The following is a 17,620-nucleotide window of genomic DNA, read 5'->3' as shown; positions in this document are numbered from 1 at the left end:
CGCGGCGAGTGCGGGTCGTTCGTGGCCGGTCGCGCAGTTCCCCGCGCCCCTGGGACACGCAGGCCTCCGGCGCGTGCATCGACAGCCGAGCAGCCCGTCCCCACCGTCGCCTCTCATCGCCGTAGCTGCGGGCAGACTTGCCTCCCCCAGGGCCTGAACGGCCTGGTAGGTGCCCCCAGAAACGGCACGGGTGGGCGTGGGGGTCTCCCCGCCCGAGCGAAGCCGAGAGTGGGGGAGGCACCCCGACCGCGCCGGGCCGCGCGACCCACCCGGCCGAAGGCCCCCGGCGCCGACACGGCACCGGGGGCCTTCACCTGCGTACGACCGGCACCTACGCCGACGGCAGCTTCTCCAGCTGCGCCTGGATGCGGGCGATGTCCTCGTCCGCCTTGGCCAGCCGCCCGCGGATCTTGTCCACGACGTGGTCCGGCGCCTTGGCCAGGAACGCCTCGTTGCCGAGCTTCCCGTTGGCCTGCGCCTTCTCCTTCTCCGCGGCGGCCAGGTCCTTCGCGAGCCGCTTCCGCTCCGCCGCGAAGTCGATCACGCCGGACAGGTCCAGCGCGACCTCGGCCCCCGCCACGGGCAGCGTCGCCGTCGCCGTGAAGGAGTCGCCCTCCGGCTGGAGGCGCAGCAGCTGCCTGATGGCCGCCTCGTGCGGCGCGAGAGCCGTACCGTCCAGCGTCAGCCGGGCCGGCACCCGCTGCCCCGGCTGCAGACCCTGGTCGGCGCGGAACCGGCGCACCTCGGTGATCACGGACTGGACCGTCTCGATCTCCCGCTCGGCGTCCGCGTCCCGGAAGCCGCCCGGCGCGTCAGCGCCAGGAACCAGCACAGCGCCCGGCCACTCGGCGACGACGACCGACTCGCCGCCCGTGAGGGTGGTCCACAGCGTCTCGGTGACGAAGGGGACGACCGGGTGCAGCAGCCGCAGCGTGACGTCCAGGACCTCGCCGAGGACCCGCTTGGAGACCTCGGCGGCCTCCCCGCCTGCCTGGAACGTGGTCTTGGACAGCTCGACGTACCAGTCGAAGACCTCGTCCCACGCGAAGTGGAACAGCGCGTCGGACAGCTTGGCGAACTGGAAGTCGTCGTAGTACGCGTCGACCTCGGCGACGACCGAGTTCAGCCGGGACAGGATCCACCGGTCGGCGGCGGACATCGCGGCCGGCTCCGGCAGCGGGCCGTCCACCGTCGCGCCGTTCATCAGCGCGAAGCGCGTCGCGTTCCAGATCTTGTTGGCGAAGTTCCGCGAGCCCTGGACCCAGTCCTCGCCGATCGGCACGTCGACGCCCGGGTTGGCGCCGCGCGCCAGGGTGAAGCGCAGGGCGTCGGAGCCGTACTTGTCCATCCAGTCCAGCGGGTTGACCGCGTTGCCGAAGGACTTCGACATCTTCTTGCCGAACTGGTCGCGAACCATGCCGTGCAGGGCGATGGTGTGGAACGGCGGGGTGCCGTCCATCGCGTAGAGGCCGAACATCATCATCCGGGCGACCCAGAAGAAGAGGATGTCGTAGCCGGTGACCAGGACGGAGTTCGGGTAGAACTTCGCGAGCGACTCGGTCTGTTCGGGCCAGCCCAGGGTGGAGAAGGGCCACAGGCCGGAGGAGAACCAGGTGTCGAGGACGTCGGTGTCCTGGTGCCAGCCCTCGCCGGTCGGCGCCTCGTCGTCCGGTCCGACGCAGACGATCTCACCGTTCGGCCCGTACCAGACGGGGATGCGGTGGCCCCACCACAACTGCCGCGAGATGCACCAGTCGTGGAGGTTGTCGACCCAGTCGAAGTACCGCTTCTCCATCTCCTGCGGGTGGATCCTGACCCGGCCGTCGCGGACGGCGTCGCCGGCCGCCTTCGCCAGCGGGCCGACCTTGACCCACCACTGCATGGACAGGCGCGGCTCGATGGTGGTGCTGCACCGCGAGCAGTGGCCGACGGAGTGGACGTAGGGCCGCTTCTCGGCGACGATCCGGCCCTCGGCGCGCAGCGCGGCGACGATGGCGGAGCGGGCCTCGAGGCGGTCCAGGCCCTGGAAGGGGCCGTGCGCGGTGATGACGGCGTGCTCGTCCATCACGGCGATGGACGGCAGGTCGTGGCGCTGGCCGATCTCGAAGTCGTTCGGGTCGTGGGCCGGGGTCACCTTGACGGCGCCGGTGCCGAACTCGGGGTCGACGTGCTCGTCGGCGACGACCGGGATGGAGCGGTCCGTCAGCGGCAGCTTGATCAGCTTGCCGACGAGGTGCTGGTAGCGCTCGTCCTCGGGATGGACGGCGACGGCCGTGTCACCGAGCATCGTCTCCGCGCGGGTCGTGGCGACGACGATGGTCTCGTCGCCCTCGCCGTACTTCATGGAGACGAGCTCGCCGTCGTCGTCCTGGTAGTTGACCTCGATGTCGGAGATCGCGGTCAGACAGCGCGGGCACCAGTTGATGATGCGCTCGGCGCGGTAGATCAGCTCGTCGTCGTAGAGCCGCTTGAAGATGGTCTGGACGGCCTGGGAGAGGCCCTCGTCCATGGTGAAGCGCTCGCGCGACCACGCGACGCCGTCGCCGAGGCGGCGCATCTGTCCGGAGATCTGGCCGCCGGACTCGCCCTTCCACTTCCAGACCCGCTCGACGAAGGCCTCACGGCCCAGGTCGTGCCGGGACTTGCCCTCCTTCGCGAGCTCCCGCTCGACGACGTTCTGCGTGGCGATGCCGGCGTGGTCCATGCCGGGCTGCCACAGCGTCTCGAACCCCTGCATGCGCTTGCGGCGCGTGAGGGCGTCGATGAGCGTGTGCTCGAAGGCGTGCCCGAGGTGGAGGCTGCCCGTGACGTTCGGCGGGGGGATGACGACGGTGAACGGCGGCTTGTCGCTCGCCGCGTCCGCCTCGAAGTAACCGCGCTCTACCCAGCGCTCGTACAGCGGCCCCTCCACATCGGCCGGCGCGTACTGGGTCGGCAGTTCGGTGTCGGGCGCTGATGGCTGCTGCTGAGCGTTCTCGGTCACGCGCTCAGTTTAAGGGCGTCACGACCGTGTCCCGAAACGCTTTCCTTTGTAACGGTGCGGGGCCCCGGTGACCTGCGCACGCCACGTCTGCGTCAGGATGTCAGCAACACGTAAGCATCTGGAGGGGAACCCAGCCATGAGTCACAACCAGCCGGGCCCGTACGGCGGGCAGCCTCAGCAGCCCGGACCGTACGGCCAGCCGGGGCCGTACGGCCAGCAGCAGCCGCAGGCCCCCCAGCCCGGCTACGGCTACCCCCAGCAGACGCCTCCGGCCCAGCCCGGCTACGGCTACCCGCAGCAGGCCCCTCCCCCGCAGCAGGGCTACGGCTACCCGCAGCAGCCCGGCCAGGGCGGTGTCCCGCCGCAGGCCCCCTACGGCCAGCAGCCCTACGGCATGCCCCAGCCCCCGGCGCCGGGCGGCGGCAAGAAGAAGACGGGCCTGATCATCGGCGCGGTCGCGGTCGTGGCGGCGATCGGCGTGGGCGCGTACTTCGTGATCGGCGGGGGCGGCGGCAGCGGCGCCGGCGACATCGCCGACGACGGCCCCCACAAGCTGACGACTCCGGCCACGGTGCTCGGCGAGTACAAGAAGTCCGAGAGCGACTCCAACACCATGACGGAAAGCGACATGAAGGACGCCGCGAAGTGGGGGGTGAAGGACGCCAAGGACGTCAGCGCCGGGTACGAGGCCAACAACGAGGACAACCCCCTGGCCTCGAAGATGCTCTCCTTCGCCGGCGTCTACGGCACGATCGACGACCCTGAGAAGACCATCGACGCGATGTTCGCGCACATGAAGAAGGAGAGCCAGGCGGGCGGTGACGACGAGGACGTCACCCTGGTCGGCGACCCGAAGGAGTACAAGCCCTCCTCCCTCGACGGCGCCGTCATCAAGTGCCAGGACGCCAAGGTCGACAACTCCGACGGCGGCGCGAACGAGCCGAAGTCGATGACCATGACGTACTGCGTCTGGGGCGACCACAGCACGCTCGGCTTCGTCATGCCGATGAACCTGCTGGACATCGCGGGGGGCAAGAAGGCCGACGCCGCCGAGGCGGCCGAGATCACCGCCAAGCTCCGCAAGGAGGTCCGCGTCAAGGCCTGACGCGGACGCACGGCAACGCGGAAGGGGCCCGGTCGGTCGACCGGGCCCCTTCCGCGTGCGTACGGCGACGGCTACGCCGTCTTCTGCTCGCCCGGGCCGCGGCCGCGGGAGTCGCGGGGGATGAGCGTCGGGTTGACGTTGGAGAGGACCACGTCGGCCGTGATGACGACGCGGGCCACGTCCTTGCGGGACGGCACCTCGTACATGACGCCCTGGAGGACTTCCTCCATGATGGCGCGCAGGCCGCGGGCGCCGGTCTGGCGGAGGATGGCCTGGTCGGCGATGGCCTCGAGGGCCTCGCGCTCGAAGTCCAGCTCGACGCCGTCGAGTTCGAACAGGCGCTGGTACTGCTTCACCAGCGCGTTGCGCGGCTCGACCAGGATCTGGAGCAGGGCCTCGCGGTCGAGGTTGTGGACCGAGGTGATGACCGGGAGGCGGCCGATGAACTCCGGGATCATCCCGAACTTCACCAGGTCCTCCGGCATGACCTGCTCGAACTGGTCCTTGGACTCGATCTCCCGCTTGGAGCGGATCTGCGCGCCGAAGCCGATGCCCTTGGCGCCGGCCCGGCCCTCGATGATCTTCTCCAGGCCCGCGAAGGCACCGCCCACGATGAACAGCACGTTCGTCGTGTCGATCTGGATGAACTCCTGGTGCGGGTGCTTGCGTCCGCCCTGCGGCGGGACCGAGGCCGTGGTGCCCTCGAGGATCTTGAGCAGGGCCTGCTGGACGCCCTCGCCGCTCACGTCGCGCGTGATCGACGGGTTTTCACTCTTCCGCGCGACCTTGTCGATCTCGTCGATGTAGATGATCCCGGTCTCGGCCTTCTTGACGTCGTAGTCCGCGGCCTGGATCAGCTTCAGCAGGATGTTCTCGACGTCCTCGCCGACGTACCCCGCCTCGGTGAGCGCCGTGGCGTCGGCGATCGCGAACGGGACGTTCAGCATGCGGGCGAGGGTCTGGGCGAGGAGGGTCTTGCCGGAGCCCGTGGGGCCCAGCAGGAGGATGTTGGACTTCGCCAGCTCGATGGCGTCCTCGCGGCCCTGCGCGCCGCCGTTCTCGCCGGCCTGGACGCGCTTGTAGTGGTTGTACACCGCGACGGAGAGGGCCTTCTTGGCCGCCTCCTGGCCCACCACGTACCCCTCGAGGAACTCGTAGATCTCGCGGGGCTTGGGGAGCTCCTCCCAGCGCACCTCGCTGGTCTCGGCGAGCTCTTCCTCGATGATCTCGTTGCAGAGATCGATGCACTCGTCGCAGATGTACACACCGGGCCCTGCGATGAGCTTCTTGACCTGCTTCTGGCTCTTCCCGCAGAACGAGCACTTGAGCAGATCGCCGCCGTCACCGATGCGTGCCACGGTGTGCTTCCCCTTCGCCTGGGAGACTCCCAGCCGTCGACGTGACGTCGACGGCCGGCTGACTCCTGGTGCTGCCTTATGTCCGACGGTACCTTGCCGGGCCCCCCGTCCGGGCCCCCCTTGGCACGGTTCGCTTTGACGTGAACCGCGCCAAACCGTGCCAAGGGGCGGCAGACGTTACAGCCTCCGTGCCTAGCGCAGGGAGGAGTTGTCCATCTTCCGGGTGGTGATGATCTGGTCGATCAGGCCGTAGCTCAGCGCGTCCTCGGCCGTGAGGATCTTGTCGCGCTCGATGTCCTCGCGGATCTTCTCCACCGGCGTGGTGGAGTGCTTGGCCAGCATCTCCTCCAGCTGCGCGCGCATCCGCAGGATCTCGTTGGCGGCGATCTCCAGGTCGGAGACCTGACCGCGGCCCGTCTCGCTGTACGGCTGGTGGATCAGGACGCGGGCGTTCGGCAGCGCCATGCGCTTGCCGGGCGTGCCGGCGGCCAGCAGCACGGCCGCGGCGGAGGCCGCCTGGCCCATGCAGACCGTCTGGATGTCCGGCTTGACGTACTGCATCGTGTCGTAGATCGCCGTGAGCGCCGTGAAGGAGCCGCCGGGGCTGTTGATGTACACCGAGATGTCGCGGTCCGGGTCCATCGACTCCAGGCACAGCAGCTGGGCCATGACGTCATTGGCGGAGGCGTCGTCGATCTGCACGCCGAGGAAGATCACGCGCTCCTCGAAGAGCTTCGCGTACGGGTCGTACTCGCGCACGCCCTGCGAGGTGCGCTCGACGAAGCGCGGGATGACGTAGCGGGACTCGGCGGACGGGCCGGTGTACTCGGCGCGCGAGCGGTCGTACAGGCCGCTGCCGGGGAAGTCGTTCACAGTGTCTCCTGGGAAGAGGCTGAGGCGGTCGGCTCGGGGCGGGACGCGGCTCAGGCGCCCGTGCCGCCGCCGCCCGGCATGCCGGCGGCCGTCGCGATGACGTCGTCGATGAGGCCGTACTCCTTGGCCTCGAAGGCGTCGAACCAGCGGTCGCGGTCCGAGTCGCGGGTGATCTGCTCGACCGTCTGGCCGGTGTGCTGGGAGGTGAGCTCGGCCATGCGCTTCTTGGTGTGCAGCAGCCGCTCGGCGTGGATCTTGATGTCCGACGCGGAGCCGGCCAGGCCGGCCGACGGCTGGTGGATCAGGATCTCGGCGTTCGGCAGGGCGAAGCGCTTGCCGGGCGTGCCCGCGCTGAGCAGGAACTGTCCCATCGAGGCCGCGAGGCCCATGGCGATCGTCACCACGTCGTTCTTGATGTACTGCATGGTGTCGTAGATCGCCATGCCGGCCGTGATCGAGCCGCCGGGGCTGTTGATGTAGAGGAAGATGTCCTTGTCCGGGTCGGAGGCAAGGAGCAGCAGCTGCGCGGTGATCTTGTTGGCAATGTCGTCGTCCACGGGCTGCCCGAGGAAGATGATCCGCTCGCCGAGCAGTCGGTTGTAGACCTGGTCGCCGAGGCCACCACCGATGGAGGGCTCGCCGGCGGCTGAGGGCATCAGATTCGTCACGTATCCACCTGCTCGTCTTACGACGGCGCCGGGCCGTCTCACGTTTCCCTGCGGGGCTGGAAGCCGATTCGGAGACTCCCCTGCCCTCGTATTCATGGACCCTAACGCGGGGGGCCTGCGGCGCCATCCCGGTTCTGCGGGTGTTCGCCGGGGGCGTAGAGCTCCGCGGGCGCGGCCGGGGCCCCGCCGTCGTGCCGTGCGCTCGCCGCCGTCCCTGGGCCGTACGGGGCCGGTCGTGCCCCGTGGCGCAACCGCGACGGGCCCCGAGAAGCACATGCGTCTCGGGGCCCGTCGTTACGGCGTACAGGTGCCGTGGGCGGATCAGCCCTCGGTCTTCTCCTCGGCCTTGTCGTCGGCGGACTCGGCGGGTTCGGCGGCGGCCTCGGCGGCCTCCGTCTCCTCCTCCTCGTCGTCCAGGTCGACGATCTCGCCGTTGGTGTCCTTGACCGTGGCCTTCTCGACCACGGCGGCCAGGGCCTTGCCGCGGGCGACCTCGCCGACGAGGAGCGGGACCTGGCCCTGCTCGACGACGGCCTGGGCGAACTGGTCGGGGGACATGCCGGAGGAGGCCGCGCGCCGCATGAGGTGCTCGGTGAGCTCCTCCTGGCTGACGTTGAGCTTCTCCTGCTTGACCAGCTCGTCGAGAACGAACTGGGTCTTGATGCCCTTGACCGCGGCCTCGCGGGTCTCGGTGTCGAACTCCTCGGCGGTCTTGCCCTGGAGCTCCAGGTACTTGTCGAGGGTCAGGCCCATCTGGCCGAGCTGGTGGTGCTCGAGGTTGTGCTTACGGGTGTTGATCTCGTCCTCGAGGAGCTTCTCGGGGACCGGGACCTCGACCAGCTCGAGCAGCTTGTCCAGCACGCGCTCCTGGGCCTGGGTGGCCTGGTCGTACTGCTTCATGTTCGCCAGGCGCTTGCGGCTGTCGGCGCGCAGCTCCTCCAGCGTGTCGAACTCCGACGCGAGCTGGGCGAAGTCGTCGTCCAGCTCGGGCAGCTCCCGCTTGGCGACCTGGGTGACCTTGACGGTGACCTCGGCCTCCTTGCCGGCCGCCGAGCCGCCCTTGAGCTCGGAGGTGAAGGTGGCCTCGCCACCGGCCTCCAGGCCCTTCACGGCGTCGTCGATGCCGTCCAGCAGCTCACCGGAGCCGATGGTGTAGGAGACGCCGTCGGCGACGCCGTCCTCGAGGACCTCGCCGTCGACCTTGGCCTGCAGGTCGATGGTGACCACGTCGCCGTCCTCGGCGGCCCGCTCGACCGGGGAGGTGGAGGCGAAGCGCTCGCGCAGCTGCTCGACCGACTTCTCGACGTCCTCGTCGCTGACCTCGACGGCGTCGACCTCGACCTCGATGCCGGAGTAGTCCGGGATCTCGACGGCCGGGCGGACGTCGACCTCGGCGGTGAAGTTCAGCGTCTCGCCGTCCTTCAGCTCCGTGATGTCGACCTCGGGCTGGCCGAGCGGGTTCAGCTCGGCCTCGTTGACCGCGTCGGTGTAGAACTTCGGAAGCGCGTCGTTGACCGCCTCCTCCAGGACCGCACCGCGGCCGAACCGCTGGTCGATGACCCGGGCCGGGATCTTGCCCTTGCGGAAGCCCTTCACCGTGACCTGCTGGTTGATCTTCTTGTACGCCGCGTCGAGGCTGTCCTTGAGCTCCTCGAAGGGCACCTCGACAGTGAGCCGAACCCGGGTCGGGTTCAGGGTCTCCACGGCGCTCTTCACGGTTCGGTCTCCTTGTGGCTGACTTCTTGGGTTCTGCCGGCGCGGAGAGCGTCCGGCGGATGTTCGCCGCCCGGAGACTTCAGACTCTGAGACACACGGGCGTGCAGCTTGCATAGTAACGGCAGCGACTACACGGCCCAAAAGGCGATCACTCCCGATCGCCACCGGTGATCCGCGGATGGTCCTCCGACGGCCCGCCGTGATGATCGCGGGTGACCGGCCGGTGGATGGTCGGGGTGGCGGGATTTGAACCCACGGCCTTCCGCTCCCAAAGCGGACGCGCTACCAAGCTGCGCCACACCCCGTCTGGTGCGACACGTAGGGTACATGCCCCCGGCCGCCGGGGGCCGTCGTCTTTTCCACGCGGTTTCCCGCGGAGGGGCGCACGCCCGGTGCGGACGGGAAGGGGTGTGCGGGGAGGGGGCACGACCCGCTACGATGCCTCCAGTGCCGCGGTCGCCGACCTGCGGTGCGCACTGCGCGGGCGTAGCTCAATGGTAGAGCCCCAGTCTTCCAAACTGGCTACGCGGGTTCGATTCCCGTCGCCCGCTCCGAGAGGCCTCCGGCCCGGTCCCCCCGAGGGGCCGGGCCGGAGGCCTTTGTGCGCCGGGGGCGCGCCGGGGTGCGCCCTAGAACTGGATGGAGTTGATCGTCTCCGCTATCGAGTTCAGGAACCGCTGGATGTCGTCGGCCATGCCCGTCGAGGCGAGGAAGAAGCCGAAGAGGACCGCGACGATCGCCGGGCCCGCCTTGATGGAGCCTCCTCGCAGCAGCACCACCAGGATGATCGCCAACAGCAGCACCACTGACAGTGAAATGGCCACAACTGATCACACCCTCGGTCGGTCCGCTCTCCCGGCGCACGGTGCCGCGTTCCGCGCACCCCGCAGAACCATCGTGCCACCAACCGGGCCCCGTCATGCGGAAGGTGACGCATCGTCCGCCGGCGATCCGGCCGGCCGTGCTCCCCCGCGCGCGCGGGCACGCCCCGAGGGCACATTCCGTACAGGAATTCGACACGACACTCGCACGGGGAATTCGGGTCGTTTCGTTTCACTGCCCGCACAACACGTCCGCGGGTATGCCGAATTGGCGACGCGGACACATCCGGGTGTCGCGCACGCGCGCCGGCTCCGCGCGGGTGGACGCATTCCAGGGGAGCCCGTCGGCCGATCCTCGCCCCCTTTCGTACCGAAGAGTCATGACAAGGCGGGCCTCCTGGGCGCTCCGTGACGTCCGGTGGCACCGGTAGCTGTGGGACCCGTCACGCAATTGCCAGGTCGACTCCCGCGGAATTCGGGGTAGTCGCGAAGGGCTTCATGGGGCCGAATACGGGAAGGGCGTACGGGGTTTTACGAGATCACTCGCGCGACGCTAGGGTGCCTCAAATGTTCAACGCTGCCTCGTCCCCACCAAACGCAGCGAGGTCGACGACGGGTGCGGCCCCGTCCGGCGCGCGACGCGACGCGTTCTTCGACAACGCCAAGTACCTGGCGATCGTGCTGGTGGCCATGGGCCACTCCTGGGACCCGCTCAACGACGACAGCCGGGTCCTGGAGACGCTGTACACGGTGGTCTACGTCTTCCACATGCCGGCGTTCGTGATCATCTCCGGGTACTTCTCCCGCGGCTTCGACATGCGCCCCGACCGGGTGAGACGGCTGATCACCGGCGTCGCCGTGCCGTACGTCGTCTTCGAGACCGCCTACGCGCTCCTCCAGCGCTTCGCCGGTGACGACCCGCAGCACGCGATCAGCCTGCTGGACCCCTGGTACCTGACGTGGTTCCTGTGCGCGCTGTTCGTCTGGCGCCTGACCACCCCGCTGTGGCGGACGCTCCGCCACCCGCTGCCCGTAGCGCTGGGCATCGCCATGCTCGCCTCGGCGGCGCCGGAGGTCGGTGACGACCTGGACATGCAGCGGCTGCTGCAGTTCCTGCCCTGTTTCGTGCTGGGCCTGTGCCTGAGGCCCGAGCACTTCCGGCTGGTGCGGCGCCGCTCGGTGCGGATCGCGTCGGTACCGGTGTTCGCGGCCGCGCTGCTCGTCGGCTGGTGGGCGTCGCCGCACATGGACCTGGGCTGGGTGTACCGCAACTCCGCCGCCCAGGAGATGGGCGCCCCGTGGTGGACCGGCCCGGTCATGGTGCTCGCCCTCTTCGGCTGCTCGGTGCTGCTGACGGCCTGCTTCTTCTCCTGGGTGCCGGGCCGGCGCACCTGGTTCACGGCGCTGGGCACGGGCACGCTGTACGGCTACCTGCTGCACGGCTTCCTGATCAAGTCCGGCTACTACACCGGCCTGTTCGACCGGCCCGCGCTGCACCGGCCGCTCGGCGAGATCGCCGTGACCGTCCTGGCCGCGGCCGCCGTCACCCTGCTGTGCACCCGGCCCGTACGGCGCGCCTTCCGGTGCGTGATGGAGCCGAGCATGGAGTGGGCGTTCAGGCGGCAGGCCACGGTGCCGGTGCCCGGTCGCGGTGACCGCGCGGAGACGAGCGAGAGGCGCGAGAAGGTCCCGGTCTAGCCGTCCGGCGGCTCAGGCGTCCGCGGCCGGCCGGTCCTGGACCGGCTCCGGTCCGCCCAGCAGGCCGAGGAGCGCGCGCATCCGCGCGTACTTCCCGGTCAGCCGCGTCCGGGTCGCCGCGTCGAGGACCGCCAGCCGCGCCGGGTCCGCGTTGTGCGCCAGGTCCGCCTCCTTGACCAGCAGCGCACCGGGGGTGGCGAGGATCCGCGCGGCGTACGCCTCGGGCGGTTCCCCGGCCCGTTTGGTGACCGCGAGCACGATGTCCCTGGTGCGGGGGCTCAGCGCGGCCTCGCGGAGCCGGTGCTCCGGCAGCGCGTCGTCCTCGACGGCGTCGTGCAGCCAGGCCGCGGCGATCTGCTCGTCGTCGCCGCCGCGCCGCCGGACGCCCTCGGCGACGGCCCGCAGGTGTTCGGCGTACGGGCGCCCGGCCTTGTCGGTCTGTCCGGCGTGGGCGCCGCGGGCGAGTGCCTCGACGTCGGCCAGGGAGAGCGGCCGGGCGGGCTCGGAAGCGGGGGGCGGGGTGGCGGACACGCGACCCAGTGTGTCAGTCGGACGCGGCCGGCGACTGGGCCGTCGGGCCCTCCCGGCAGATCAGCAGGAGCGCGCGGTCGTCGTTGACGTCCTTGGCCACCGCCTCGATCAGGTGCCAGGCGGCGCCGTGGAAACCGCCGGCGACATAGCGGTCGGCCTCGCCGGTGAGGCGGTCGATGCCCTCGGCGATGTCCCGGTCCGAGGTCTCCACCAGACCGTCCGTGAACAGCATCAACACGTCTCCGGGGCGCAGCGAGCCCTTCACCGGGTCGAACTGGGCGCCGTCGTACACGCCCAGCAGCGGCCCGTCGGCGGACTTCTCCTCCCAGCGGCCGGCGCCGGCGCTGAGCTGGAGACCCGGCGGGTGCCCGGCGGAGTACAGCTCGTAGTCGCCGGAGTCGAGGTCCAGGACGAGGTGGATGGAGGTGGCGAAGCCCTCGTCCCAGTCCTGGCGGAGCAGGTAGCCGTTGGCGGCCGGCAGGAAGGCGTGCGGGGGCAGGCTGCCCAGCAGTCCGCCGAAGGCGCCCGACAGCAGCAGGGCGCGGGAGCCCGCGTCCATGCCCTTGCCGGACACGTCGGTGAGGACGACCTCCAGGGTCCGGCCGCCGTTCGTGCGGGCCGCGACCACGAAGTCGCCCGAGAAGGACTGGCCGCCGGCCGGGCGCAGCGCCATCTCCCGGTGCCAGCCCTGCGGCAGCTGGGGCAGCTTGCTCTGCACGCGGATGCGTTCGCGCAGGTCGAAGAGCATGGTGCCGCCGCGCCGCCAGGGCACCCCGACCCGGCTGCGGAACTGGGCGATCAGGAGGCCGAAGAAGCCGCAGGCCGCCACGACCAGGACGACGCCGGGGGTGACCCTGGAGGGGCCCTCGGTGTAGGGGCCCAGCTGCACCGACTCCACGATCAGGGCGGTGGCCGCCGCCGCGTACAGGCCCAGCAGGCTGGCCGGGCGCAGCAGCAGGCCGCCGGCGACGATCGGCAGCACCAGGGCGGCCGGTGCGCACCACACGGAGTTCACCATGGTGGTGGCCGCGATGACGGGGATCATCAGCAGCAGCCCGGCGAGCGCGATCCAGTCCGAGCCGTCGCCGCGGAAGTAGTCGACGGCGGACCGGCGCATGCCGACGCGGGCCCGGTGCCACTGCTTGTTCAACCGGGCCGTGAACGTCTCGGCTTCCGCGCGCCGCTGTCGTCCTGCTGCCATTAGTTCGGGACCCTATCCATCGGACCGGTCGCTTGGCACGGGAGGTCCCACTTGTCCCCCGTCCGGGGCCGGACTTCACAGTGAACTTCACGAACGGCCGTCGCGCCGCAACCTGGCGGAAATTCCCTCGCTCGACCCCAGGGGTCCTGGTAGGCATGGGCCCATGGGCAATGACGGAATCGGCCGGACCGGCGGCAGTGGCGACCTCGGCGGCTCCGGCCCCGTGAGCGGCCCGCGCACGCTGCGGCCGGACGAATGGGACACGTGGTACGGGACGCTGATCCGTGCCTTCGGCGGCGTACCGGAGCCGGCCGAGGAGCTGGCGCTGTACCGGGAGCTGACGCAGTACGACCGCTCCCTGGGGGTCTGGGACGGCGACGAGTGCGTCGGGACGGCGGGCGCCTTCGCGTTCCGGATGACCGTGCCCGGCGGCGCGCGGGTGTCCGCCGCGGGGATCACCATGGTCGGCGTCGCGGCCACGCACCGGCGCCGGGGCGTGCTGACGTCGCTGATGCGGCGGCAGCTGGACGACGTACGGTCCTGGGGCGAGCCGCTGGCCGTGCTGACGGCCTCGGAACCGGCGATCTACGGCCGGTTCGGCTACGGTGCCGCGACCTTCCAGGTGAACGCCGAGATCGAGACGGACCGGGTCCGTCTGTCGGTGCCGGAGGGGACGGACGGCGTACGGCTGCGGTACGCCGCGCCCGCGGACGTCCTCGACCTGTGCGAGGCGGTGTACGCGCGGCTGGTGCCCGGGCGGCCGGGGATGCTGGCCCGGCGGCCCGGGTGGGAGCGGCTGGGGCTGCTGGACCCGGAGAGCGGGCGGGACGGCGCGTCGCCCCTGCAGTGCGTGGTCGCCCGGCGGGACGGGGAGGTCACGGGGTACGCGCGGTTCCGGGTGCGGCCGGACTGGGGGCCCACGGGGCACAACGGCACGGTGGTCCTGGAGGACCTGGCCGGGCTGGATCCGGTCACGCGGGCGGCGTTGTGGCGCTTCCTGTTCGACGTGGACCTGACGACGAGGCTGACCGTGCGCGGGCGGCCGGTCGACGAGGCGTGGCAGTACCAGGTGTCGGACATCCGGCGGTGCCGGCCGCAGTTGCGGGACGCCCTGTACGTGCGGCTGGTGGACGTGGGGGCCGCGCTGTCGGCGCGTACCTACCAGGCGCCGGTGGACGTCGTGTTCGAGGTCGAGGACGCCTTCTGCCCCTGGAACGAGGGCCGTTGGCGGCTGTCGGGGGACGCGAAGGGGGCGTCCTGCGAGCGCACGTCCGACGCGGCGGACGTCGCCCTGTCCGTACGGGAGTTGGGGGCGGCCTACCTCGGGGGTGTGTCGCTGGCCTCGCTGGGCGCGGCCGGGCGGGCGCGGGAACTGCGGTCCGGTGCGCTGGCGGAGGCGTCCGTGGGGTTCGGGTCGGACGTGGCGCCCTGGCTGCCGCACGGTTTCTGACGGGCGGGGGCCCGGCGGGCGGCGGTCAGGTCCGCTGGCAGGTCGGGCACCAGAAGAGGTTGCGGGCGGCGAGGTCCGCGGTGCGGATCGCGTCGCCGCACAGATGGCAGGGCCCGCCGGTCCGGCGGTAGACGTAGACCTCGCCGCCGTGGTCGTCGACGCGGGGCGGGCGGCCCATGGCCTCGGGGGTGTGCTCGGGGCGGACGGTGTCGATGCGGTTGTCGCGGACGCCCTCGCGCATGAGCCCGACGAGGTCGCGCCAGATCGTGTCCCACTCGGCGGGGGTGATGTCCCGGCCGGGGCGGTACGGGTCGATGCCGTGCCGGAAGAGGACCTCGGCGCGGTAGACGTTGCCGACGCCGGCGACGACCTTCTGGTCCATGAGCAGGGCGGCGATGGTGGTGCGGCTGCGGGAGATCCGGGCGTAGGCGGTGCGGGGGTCGTTGCCGTCGCCCGCGGGACGCAGCGGGTCGGGGCCGAGGCGGTCGTGTATCGCCCGCTTCTCGGGGTCCGTGATCAGGGCGCAGGTGGTGGGGCCGCGGAGGTCGGCGTACGCGGTGTCGTTGACCAGGCGGAGGCGGACGGTGTCCGTGGGCGGGGGCGCGGGGGTCGCGCCGAAGGCGACCTTGCCGAAGAGGCCGAGGTGGATGTGGACCCAGTCGGTCCGCTCGGCGCCGAAGCCGAGGAAGAGGTGCTTGCCGTGTGCCTCGGTGCGGGTGGGTCCGGTGCCGGTGAGGAGGGCGGCGGCGTCGGAGAACTTGCCCTGGGGGCTGGTGACGCGCACCGCCGTGCCGGCGAAGGCGGCGGCGTAGTCCTGGGCCAGCCGGTGGATCGTGTGCCCTTCCGGCACGGGGGTTTCCTTTCGTGCTTCGCGCCCACCCGCCCGGCTGGGCCGGCCGGGAAGCGGGACTCGCCCCGGGGAACGCCGAGCGTCCCTCCCCCGGGCTCACTCACCGGGGGAAGGCGGCTCCGGCGTCGTGGTTACTGCTGCGGGTGGTGCGACGGGACGGGCGGGAGGTCGCCCGACGTCTCGTAGGACGTGAGCATGTCGATGCGGCGGATGTGGCGCTCGTCACCGGAGAAGGGCGTGGCGAGGAAGGTCTCGACGAACTTCGTCGCCTCCTCCTGCGTGTGCATGCGGGCGCCGACGGCCACGACGTTGGCGTTGTTGTGCTGGCGGCCGAGGGACGCGGTCTCCTCGCTCCAGGCCAGCGCCGCACGGACGCCCGCGACCTTGTTCGCCGCGATCTGCTCGCCGTTGCCGGAGCCGCCGATCACGATGCCGAGGGCGTCGGGGTCCGCGGCCGTCCGCTCGGCGGCGCGGAGGCAGAAGGGCGGGTAGTCGTCCTGGGCGTCGTAGATGTGCGGGCCGCAGTCGACGGGCTCGTGGCCCGCCGTCTTGAGCCACTCGACGAGGTGGTTCTTGAGTTCGTAGCCCGCATGGTCGGAGCCGAGATACACGCGCATGGGTCGAGTGTGACACGCGGGCCACGGGGAAGCAGCGTCGGGTGTCGGCTGTGAAAAGGGAGCACGGAACCAAGGAACTTCAGGTGGAGCTCAAGTAACGATCCGGAATCAAAGGTTCCCGAATTTGTGCACCTCCGTTTCACTGGTCCGGCTCGTACACCGCTCGTACGGGTGAATGCTCGACCGGCGCAAAGGAAAAACACCCCATGACTTCGCAGCCGACTCTGACAAAGGCCGGGAACGGCCCCGGAGACCCCGGAGAACCCGGGCCCGGGCTCCAGGCCGGACTCAAGAACCGCCACCTTTCGATGATCGCCATTGGCGGTGTCATCGGGGCCGGGCTGTTCGTCGGATCCAGTTCCGGCATCGCCACCGCCGGACCCGGCATTCTGCTGTCGTACGCCCTCGTCGGCACCCTCGTGGTGTTCGTGATGCGCATGCTCGGCGAGATGTCCGCGGCCAATCCGACGTCCGGCTCCTTCTCCGCGCACGCCGACCGGGCGCTCGGCCCCTGGGCCGGTTTCTCGATCGGCTGGCTCTACTGGTTCTTCTGGGTCGTCGTGCTCGCCGTGGAGGCGACCGCCGGGGCCAAGATCCTCGAGGGATGGATACCGGCCGTGCCCCAGTGGGGCTGGGCCCTCATCGTGATGCTGGTGCTGACCGCCACCAACCTCGCCTCGGTCGGTTCCTACGGCGAGTTCGAGTTCTGGTTCGCCGGGATCAAGGTCGTCGCGATCGCCGCGTTCATCGTCGTCGGCGGGCTGGCCGTCTTCGGCGTCCTGCCGGGGGTCGACAGCGACCAGGCGGGGCTGTCCAACCTCACCGCGCACGGCGGCTTCCTGCCGAACGGCCCCGGCGCCGTCCTCACCGGCGTGCTGCTCGTCGTCTTCTCCTTCATGGGCAGCGAGATCCCCACGCTGGCCGCCGGTGAGTCCGAGGACCCGCAGCGGGCCGTGACCAAGGCGACGAACAGCATCATCTGGCGCATCGCCGTCTTCTACCTCGGGTCCATCTTCGTCGTCGTGACCCTGCTGCCGTGGGACTCCCAGTCGATCGTCGACCTGGGCTCCTACGTCGCCGCCCTGGACTCCCTCGGCATCCCGAACGCCGGCCAGGTCATGAACTTCATCGTGCTGACGTCGGTGCTGTCCTGTCTCAACTCCGGGCTGTACACGGCCTCCCGCATGGCCTTCTCGCTCGGCCAGCGCGGGGACGCGCCCAAGGCCTTCGCCCGCACCACCCGGCGCGGGGTGCCGCAGACGGCGATCCTCTCGTCCGTCGTCTTCGGCTTCGTCGCGGTCTTCTTCAACTACAAGTTCCCCGACACGGTCTTCCTCTTCCTGCTCAACTCCTCGGGCGCCGTGGCCCTCTTCGTCTGGCTGGTGATCTGCTTCTCGCAGCTGCGGCTGCGGAGGATCATCCAGGCCGAGGCGCCGGAGAAGCTGGTGGTGCGGATGTGGCTGTACCCGTACCTGACCTGGGTGACCGCCGCGGTGATCGTCTTCGTGCTGGGCTACATGCTGACCGACACCGAGCACGACGGGCGCACGACGGTGCTGCTGACGCTGCTCGTCGCGGCGATCGTGGTCGTCATCGCCGTCGTGAAGCAGCGGCTCGTCGCCCGCCGGAGCTGACGGGCCCCGCCGGACGGCCGGAACGACGAAGAGGCTCGGCGGGGGGGCCAGCGCCCCCGCGCCCCCCGGGGCGGGGTGGCGCGACGGGGGCCCCCCCCGCCCGGCCCCCAACCCC

At 70.7% G+C, this 17,620-nt stretch carries 14 protein-coding genes and 2 tRNA genes; 5 read left to right on the top strand and 11 right to left on the bottom strand.

Annotated features, from left to right (window positions below; translation table 11 throughout):
- Positions 1-331 precede the first annotated feature (331 nt).
- Positions 332-2,983, bottom strand: a complete 2,652-nt coding sequence (locus tag ACFWJB_RS04660; protein WP_385469697.1) for a valine--tRNA ligase — start codon at positions 2,981-2,983, stop codon at positions 332-334.
- A 136-nt stretch (positions 2,984-3,119) separates the two neighbouring features.
- Between ACFWJB_RS04660 and ACFWJB_RS04655 the strand changes: the two genes are divergently transcribed.
- Positions 3,120-4,088 carry a hypothetical protein gene (locus ACFWJB_RS04655; protein ID WP_385469699.1) on the top strand — a complete coding sequence of 323 codons (969 nt, stop codon included), beginning with the start codon at positions 3,120-3,122 and terminating at the stop codon, positions 4,086-4,088.
- 71 nt (positions 4,089-4,159) lie between these two features.
- Here the strand turns inward: ACFWJB_RS04655 and clpX are convergent, their stop codons facing one another.
- From clpX to ACFWJB_RS04630, 5 genes are all read right to left on the bottom strand, one after another.
- Positions 4,160-5,446 (bottom strand): ATP-dependent Clp protease ATP-binding subunit ClpX, encoded by a 1,287-nt coding sequence (gene clpX / locus ACFWJB_RS04650; protein WP_161162849.1) that lies wholly within the window; start codon positions 5,444-5,446, stop codon positions 4,160-4,162.
- 192 nt (positions 5,447-5,638) lie between these two features.
- Entirely contained in the window at positions 5,639-6,319 is a 681-nt protein-coding gene (locus ACFWJB_RS04645; RefSeq protein WP_385473292.1) for an ATP-dependent Clp protease proteolytic subunit, read from the bottom strand.
- 50 nt (positions 6,320-6,369) lie between these two features.
- Positions 6,370-6,975 carry an ATP-dependent Clp protease proteolytic subunit gene (locus ACFWJB_RS04640; protein ID WP_030399935.1) on the bottom strand — a complete coding sequence of 202 codons (606 nt, stop codon included), beginning with the start codon at positions 6,973-6,975 and terminating at the stop codon, positions 6,370-6,372.
- Positions 6,976-7,308: 333 nt separating this feature from the next.
- Positions 7,309-8,703 (bottom strand): trigger factor, encoded by a 1,395-nt coding sequence (gene tig / locus ACFWJB_RS04635; protein WP_385473295.1) that lies wholly within the window; start codon positions 8,701-8,703, stop codon positions 7,309-7,311.
- 228 nt (positions 8,704-8,931) lie between these two features.
- Positions 8,932-9,008 (bottom strand) — tRNA-Pro (locus tag ACFWJB_RS04630).
- Positions 9,009-9,183: 175 nt separating this feature from the next.
- Between ACFWJB_RS04630 and ACFWJB_RS04625 the strand changes: the two genes are divergently transcribed.
- Positions 9,184-9,254: transfer RNA gene (locus tag ACFWJB_RS04625), tRNA-Gly, on the top strand.
- A gap of 78 nt (positions 9,255-9,332) precedes the next feature.
- On the opposite strand, the gene ACFWJB_RS04620 is transcribed toward ACFWJB_RS04625, so the two are convergent.
- Entirely contained in the window at positions 9,333-9,527 is a 195-nt protein-coding gene (locus ACFWJB_RS04620) for a hypothetical protein (protein WP_123999966.1), read from the bottom strand.
- A gap of 564 nt (positions 9,528-10,091) precedes the next feature.
- On the opposite strand from ACFWJB_RS04620, the gene ACFWJB_RS04615 reads away from it, so the two are divergent.
- Positions 10,092-11,222, top strand: coding sequence for an acyltransferase family protein (locus ACFWJB_RS04615; RefSeq protein WP_386920240.1), 1,131 nt, complete (start codon positions 10,092-10,094; stop codon positions 11,220-11,222).
- Between the two features lie 12 nt (positions 11,223-11,234).
- On the opposite strand, the gene ACFWJB_RS04610 is transcribed toward ACFWJB_RS04615, so the two are convergent.
- Positions 11,235-11,753: an HD domain-containing protein gene (locus ACFWJB_RS04610; protein ID WP_385472790.1), complete on the bottom strand. Its 519-nt coding sequence runs from the start codon at positions 11,751-11,753 to the stop codon at positions 11,235-11,237.
- Between the two features lie 13 nt (positions 11,754-11,766).
- A complete protein-coding gene (locus tag ACFWJB_RS04605) occupies positions 11,767-12,954 on the bottom strand; it encodes a PP2C family protein-serine/threonine phosphatase (RefSeq protein WP_386920238.1) in 1,188 nt (395 codons plus the stop codon).
- A 163-nt stretch (positions 12,955-13,117) separates the two neighbouring features.
- Between ACFWJB_RS04605 and ACFWJB_RS04600 the strand changes: the two genes are divergently transcribed.
- Positions 13,118-14,404 carry a GNAT family N-acetyltransferase gene (locus ACFWJB_RS04600; protein WP_386920236.1) on the top strand — a complete coding sequence of 429 codons (1,287 nt, stop codon included), beginning with the start codon at positions 13,118-13,120 and terminating at the stop codon, positions 14,402-14,404.
- 25 nt (positions 14,405-14,429) lie between these two features.
- Here ACFWJB_RS04600 and ACFWJB_RS04595 read toward each other — a convergent pair whose 3' ends face one another.
- Both ACFWJB_RS04595 and ACFWJB_RS04590 read right to left on the bottom strand, forming a co-directional pair.
- Entirely contained in the window at positions 14,430-15,254 is an 825-nt protein-coding gene (locus ACFWJB_RS04595; RefSeq protein ID WP_386920234.1) for an Fpg/Nei family DNA glycosylase, read from the bottom strand.
- A gap of 131 nt (positions 15,255-15,385) precedes the next feature.
- Positions 15,386-15,871, bottom strand: coding sequence for a ribose-5-phosphate isomerase (locus ACFWJB_RS04590; RefSeq protein ID WP_386920232.1), 486 nt, complete (start codon positions 15,869-15,871; stop codon positions 15,386-15,388).
- Between the two features lie 206 nt (positions 15,872-16,077).
- Here ACFWJB_RS04590 and ACFWJB_RS04585 point away from each other — a divergent pair, with 206 nt between their 5' ends.
- Positions 16,078-17,505, top strand: a complete 1,428-nt coding sequence (locus ACFWJB_RS04585; protein WP_385472804.1) for an amino acid permease — start codon at positions 16,078-16,080, stop codon at positions 17,503-17,505.
- Positions 17,506-17,620: the final 115 nt, after the last annotated feature.

It is taken from the genome of Streptomyces sp. NPDC127100 (assembly GCF_042724095.1).
GTDB lineage: Bacteria > Actinomycetota > Actinomycetes > Streptomycetales > Streptomycetaceae > Streptomyces.
The sequence above is the reverse complement of the archived record's forward strand: the minus strand, read 5'-3'. Positions and strand labels throughout refer to the sequence as shown.

Coding starts and splice junctions, on each gene's coding strand:
- ACFWJB_RS04585 (WP_385472804.1), top strand. CDS start 16,078: ATGACTTCGCAGCCGACTCTGACAAAGGCCGGGAACGGCCCCGGAGAC.
- ACFWJB_RS04640 (WP_030399935.1), bottom strand. CDS start 6,975: ATGCCCTCAGCCGCCGGCGAGCCCTCCATCGGTGGTGGCCTCGGCGAC.
- ACFWJB_RS04590 (WP_386920232.1), bottom strand. CDS start 15,871: ATGCGCGTGTATCTCGGCTCCGACCATGCGGGCTACGAACTCAAGAAC.
- ACFWJB_RS04655 (WP_385469699.1), top strand. CDS start 3,120: ATGAGTCACAACCAGCCGGGCCCGTACGGCGGGCAGCCTCAGCAGCCC.
- ACFWJB_RS04600 (WP_386920236.1), top strand. CDS start 13,118: ATGGGCAATGACGGAATCGGCCGGACCGGCGGCAGTGGCGACCTCGGC.
- ACFWJB_RS04605 (WP_386920238.1), bottom strand. CDS start 12,954: ATGGCAGCAGGACGACAGCGGCGCGCGGAAGCCGAGACGTTCACGGCC.
- ACFWJB_RS04615 (WP_386920240.1), top strand. CDS start 10,092: ATGTTCAACGCTGCCTCGTCCCCACCAAACGCAGCGAGGTCGACGACG.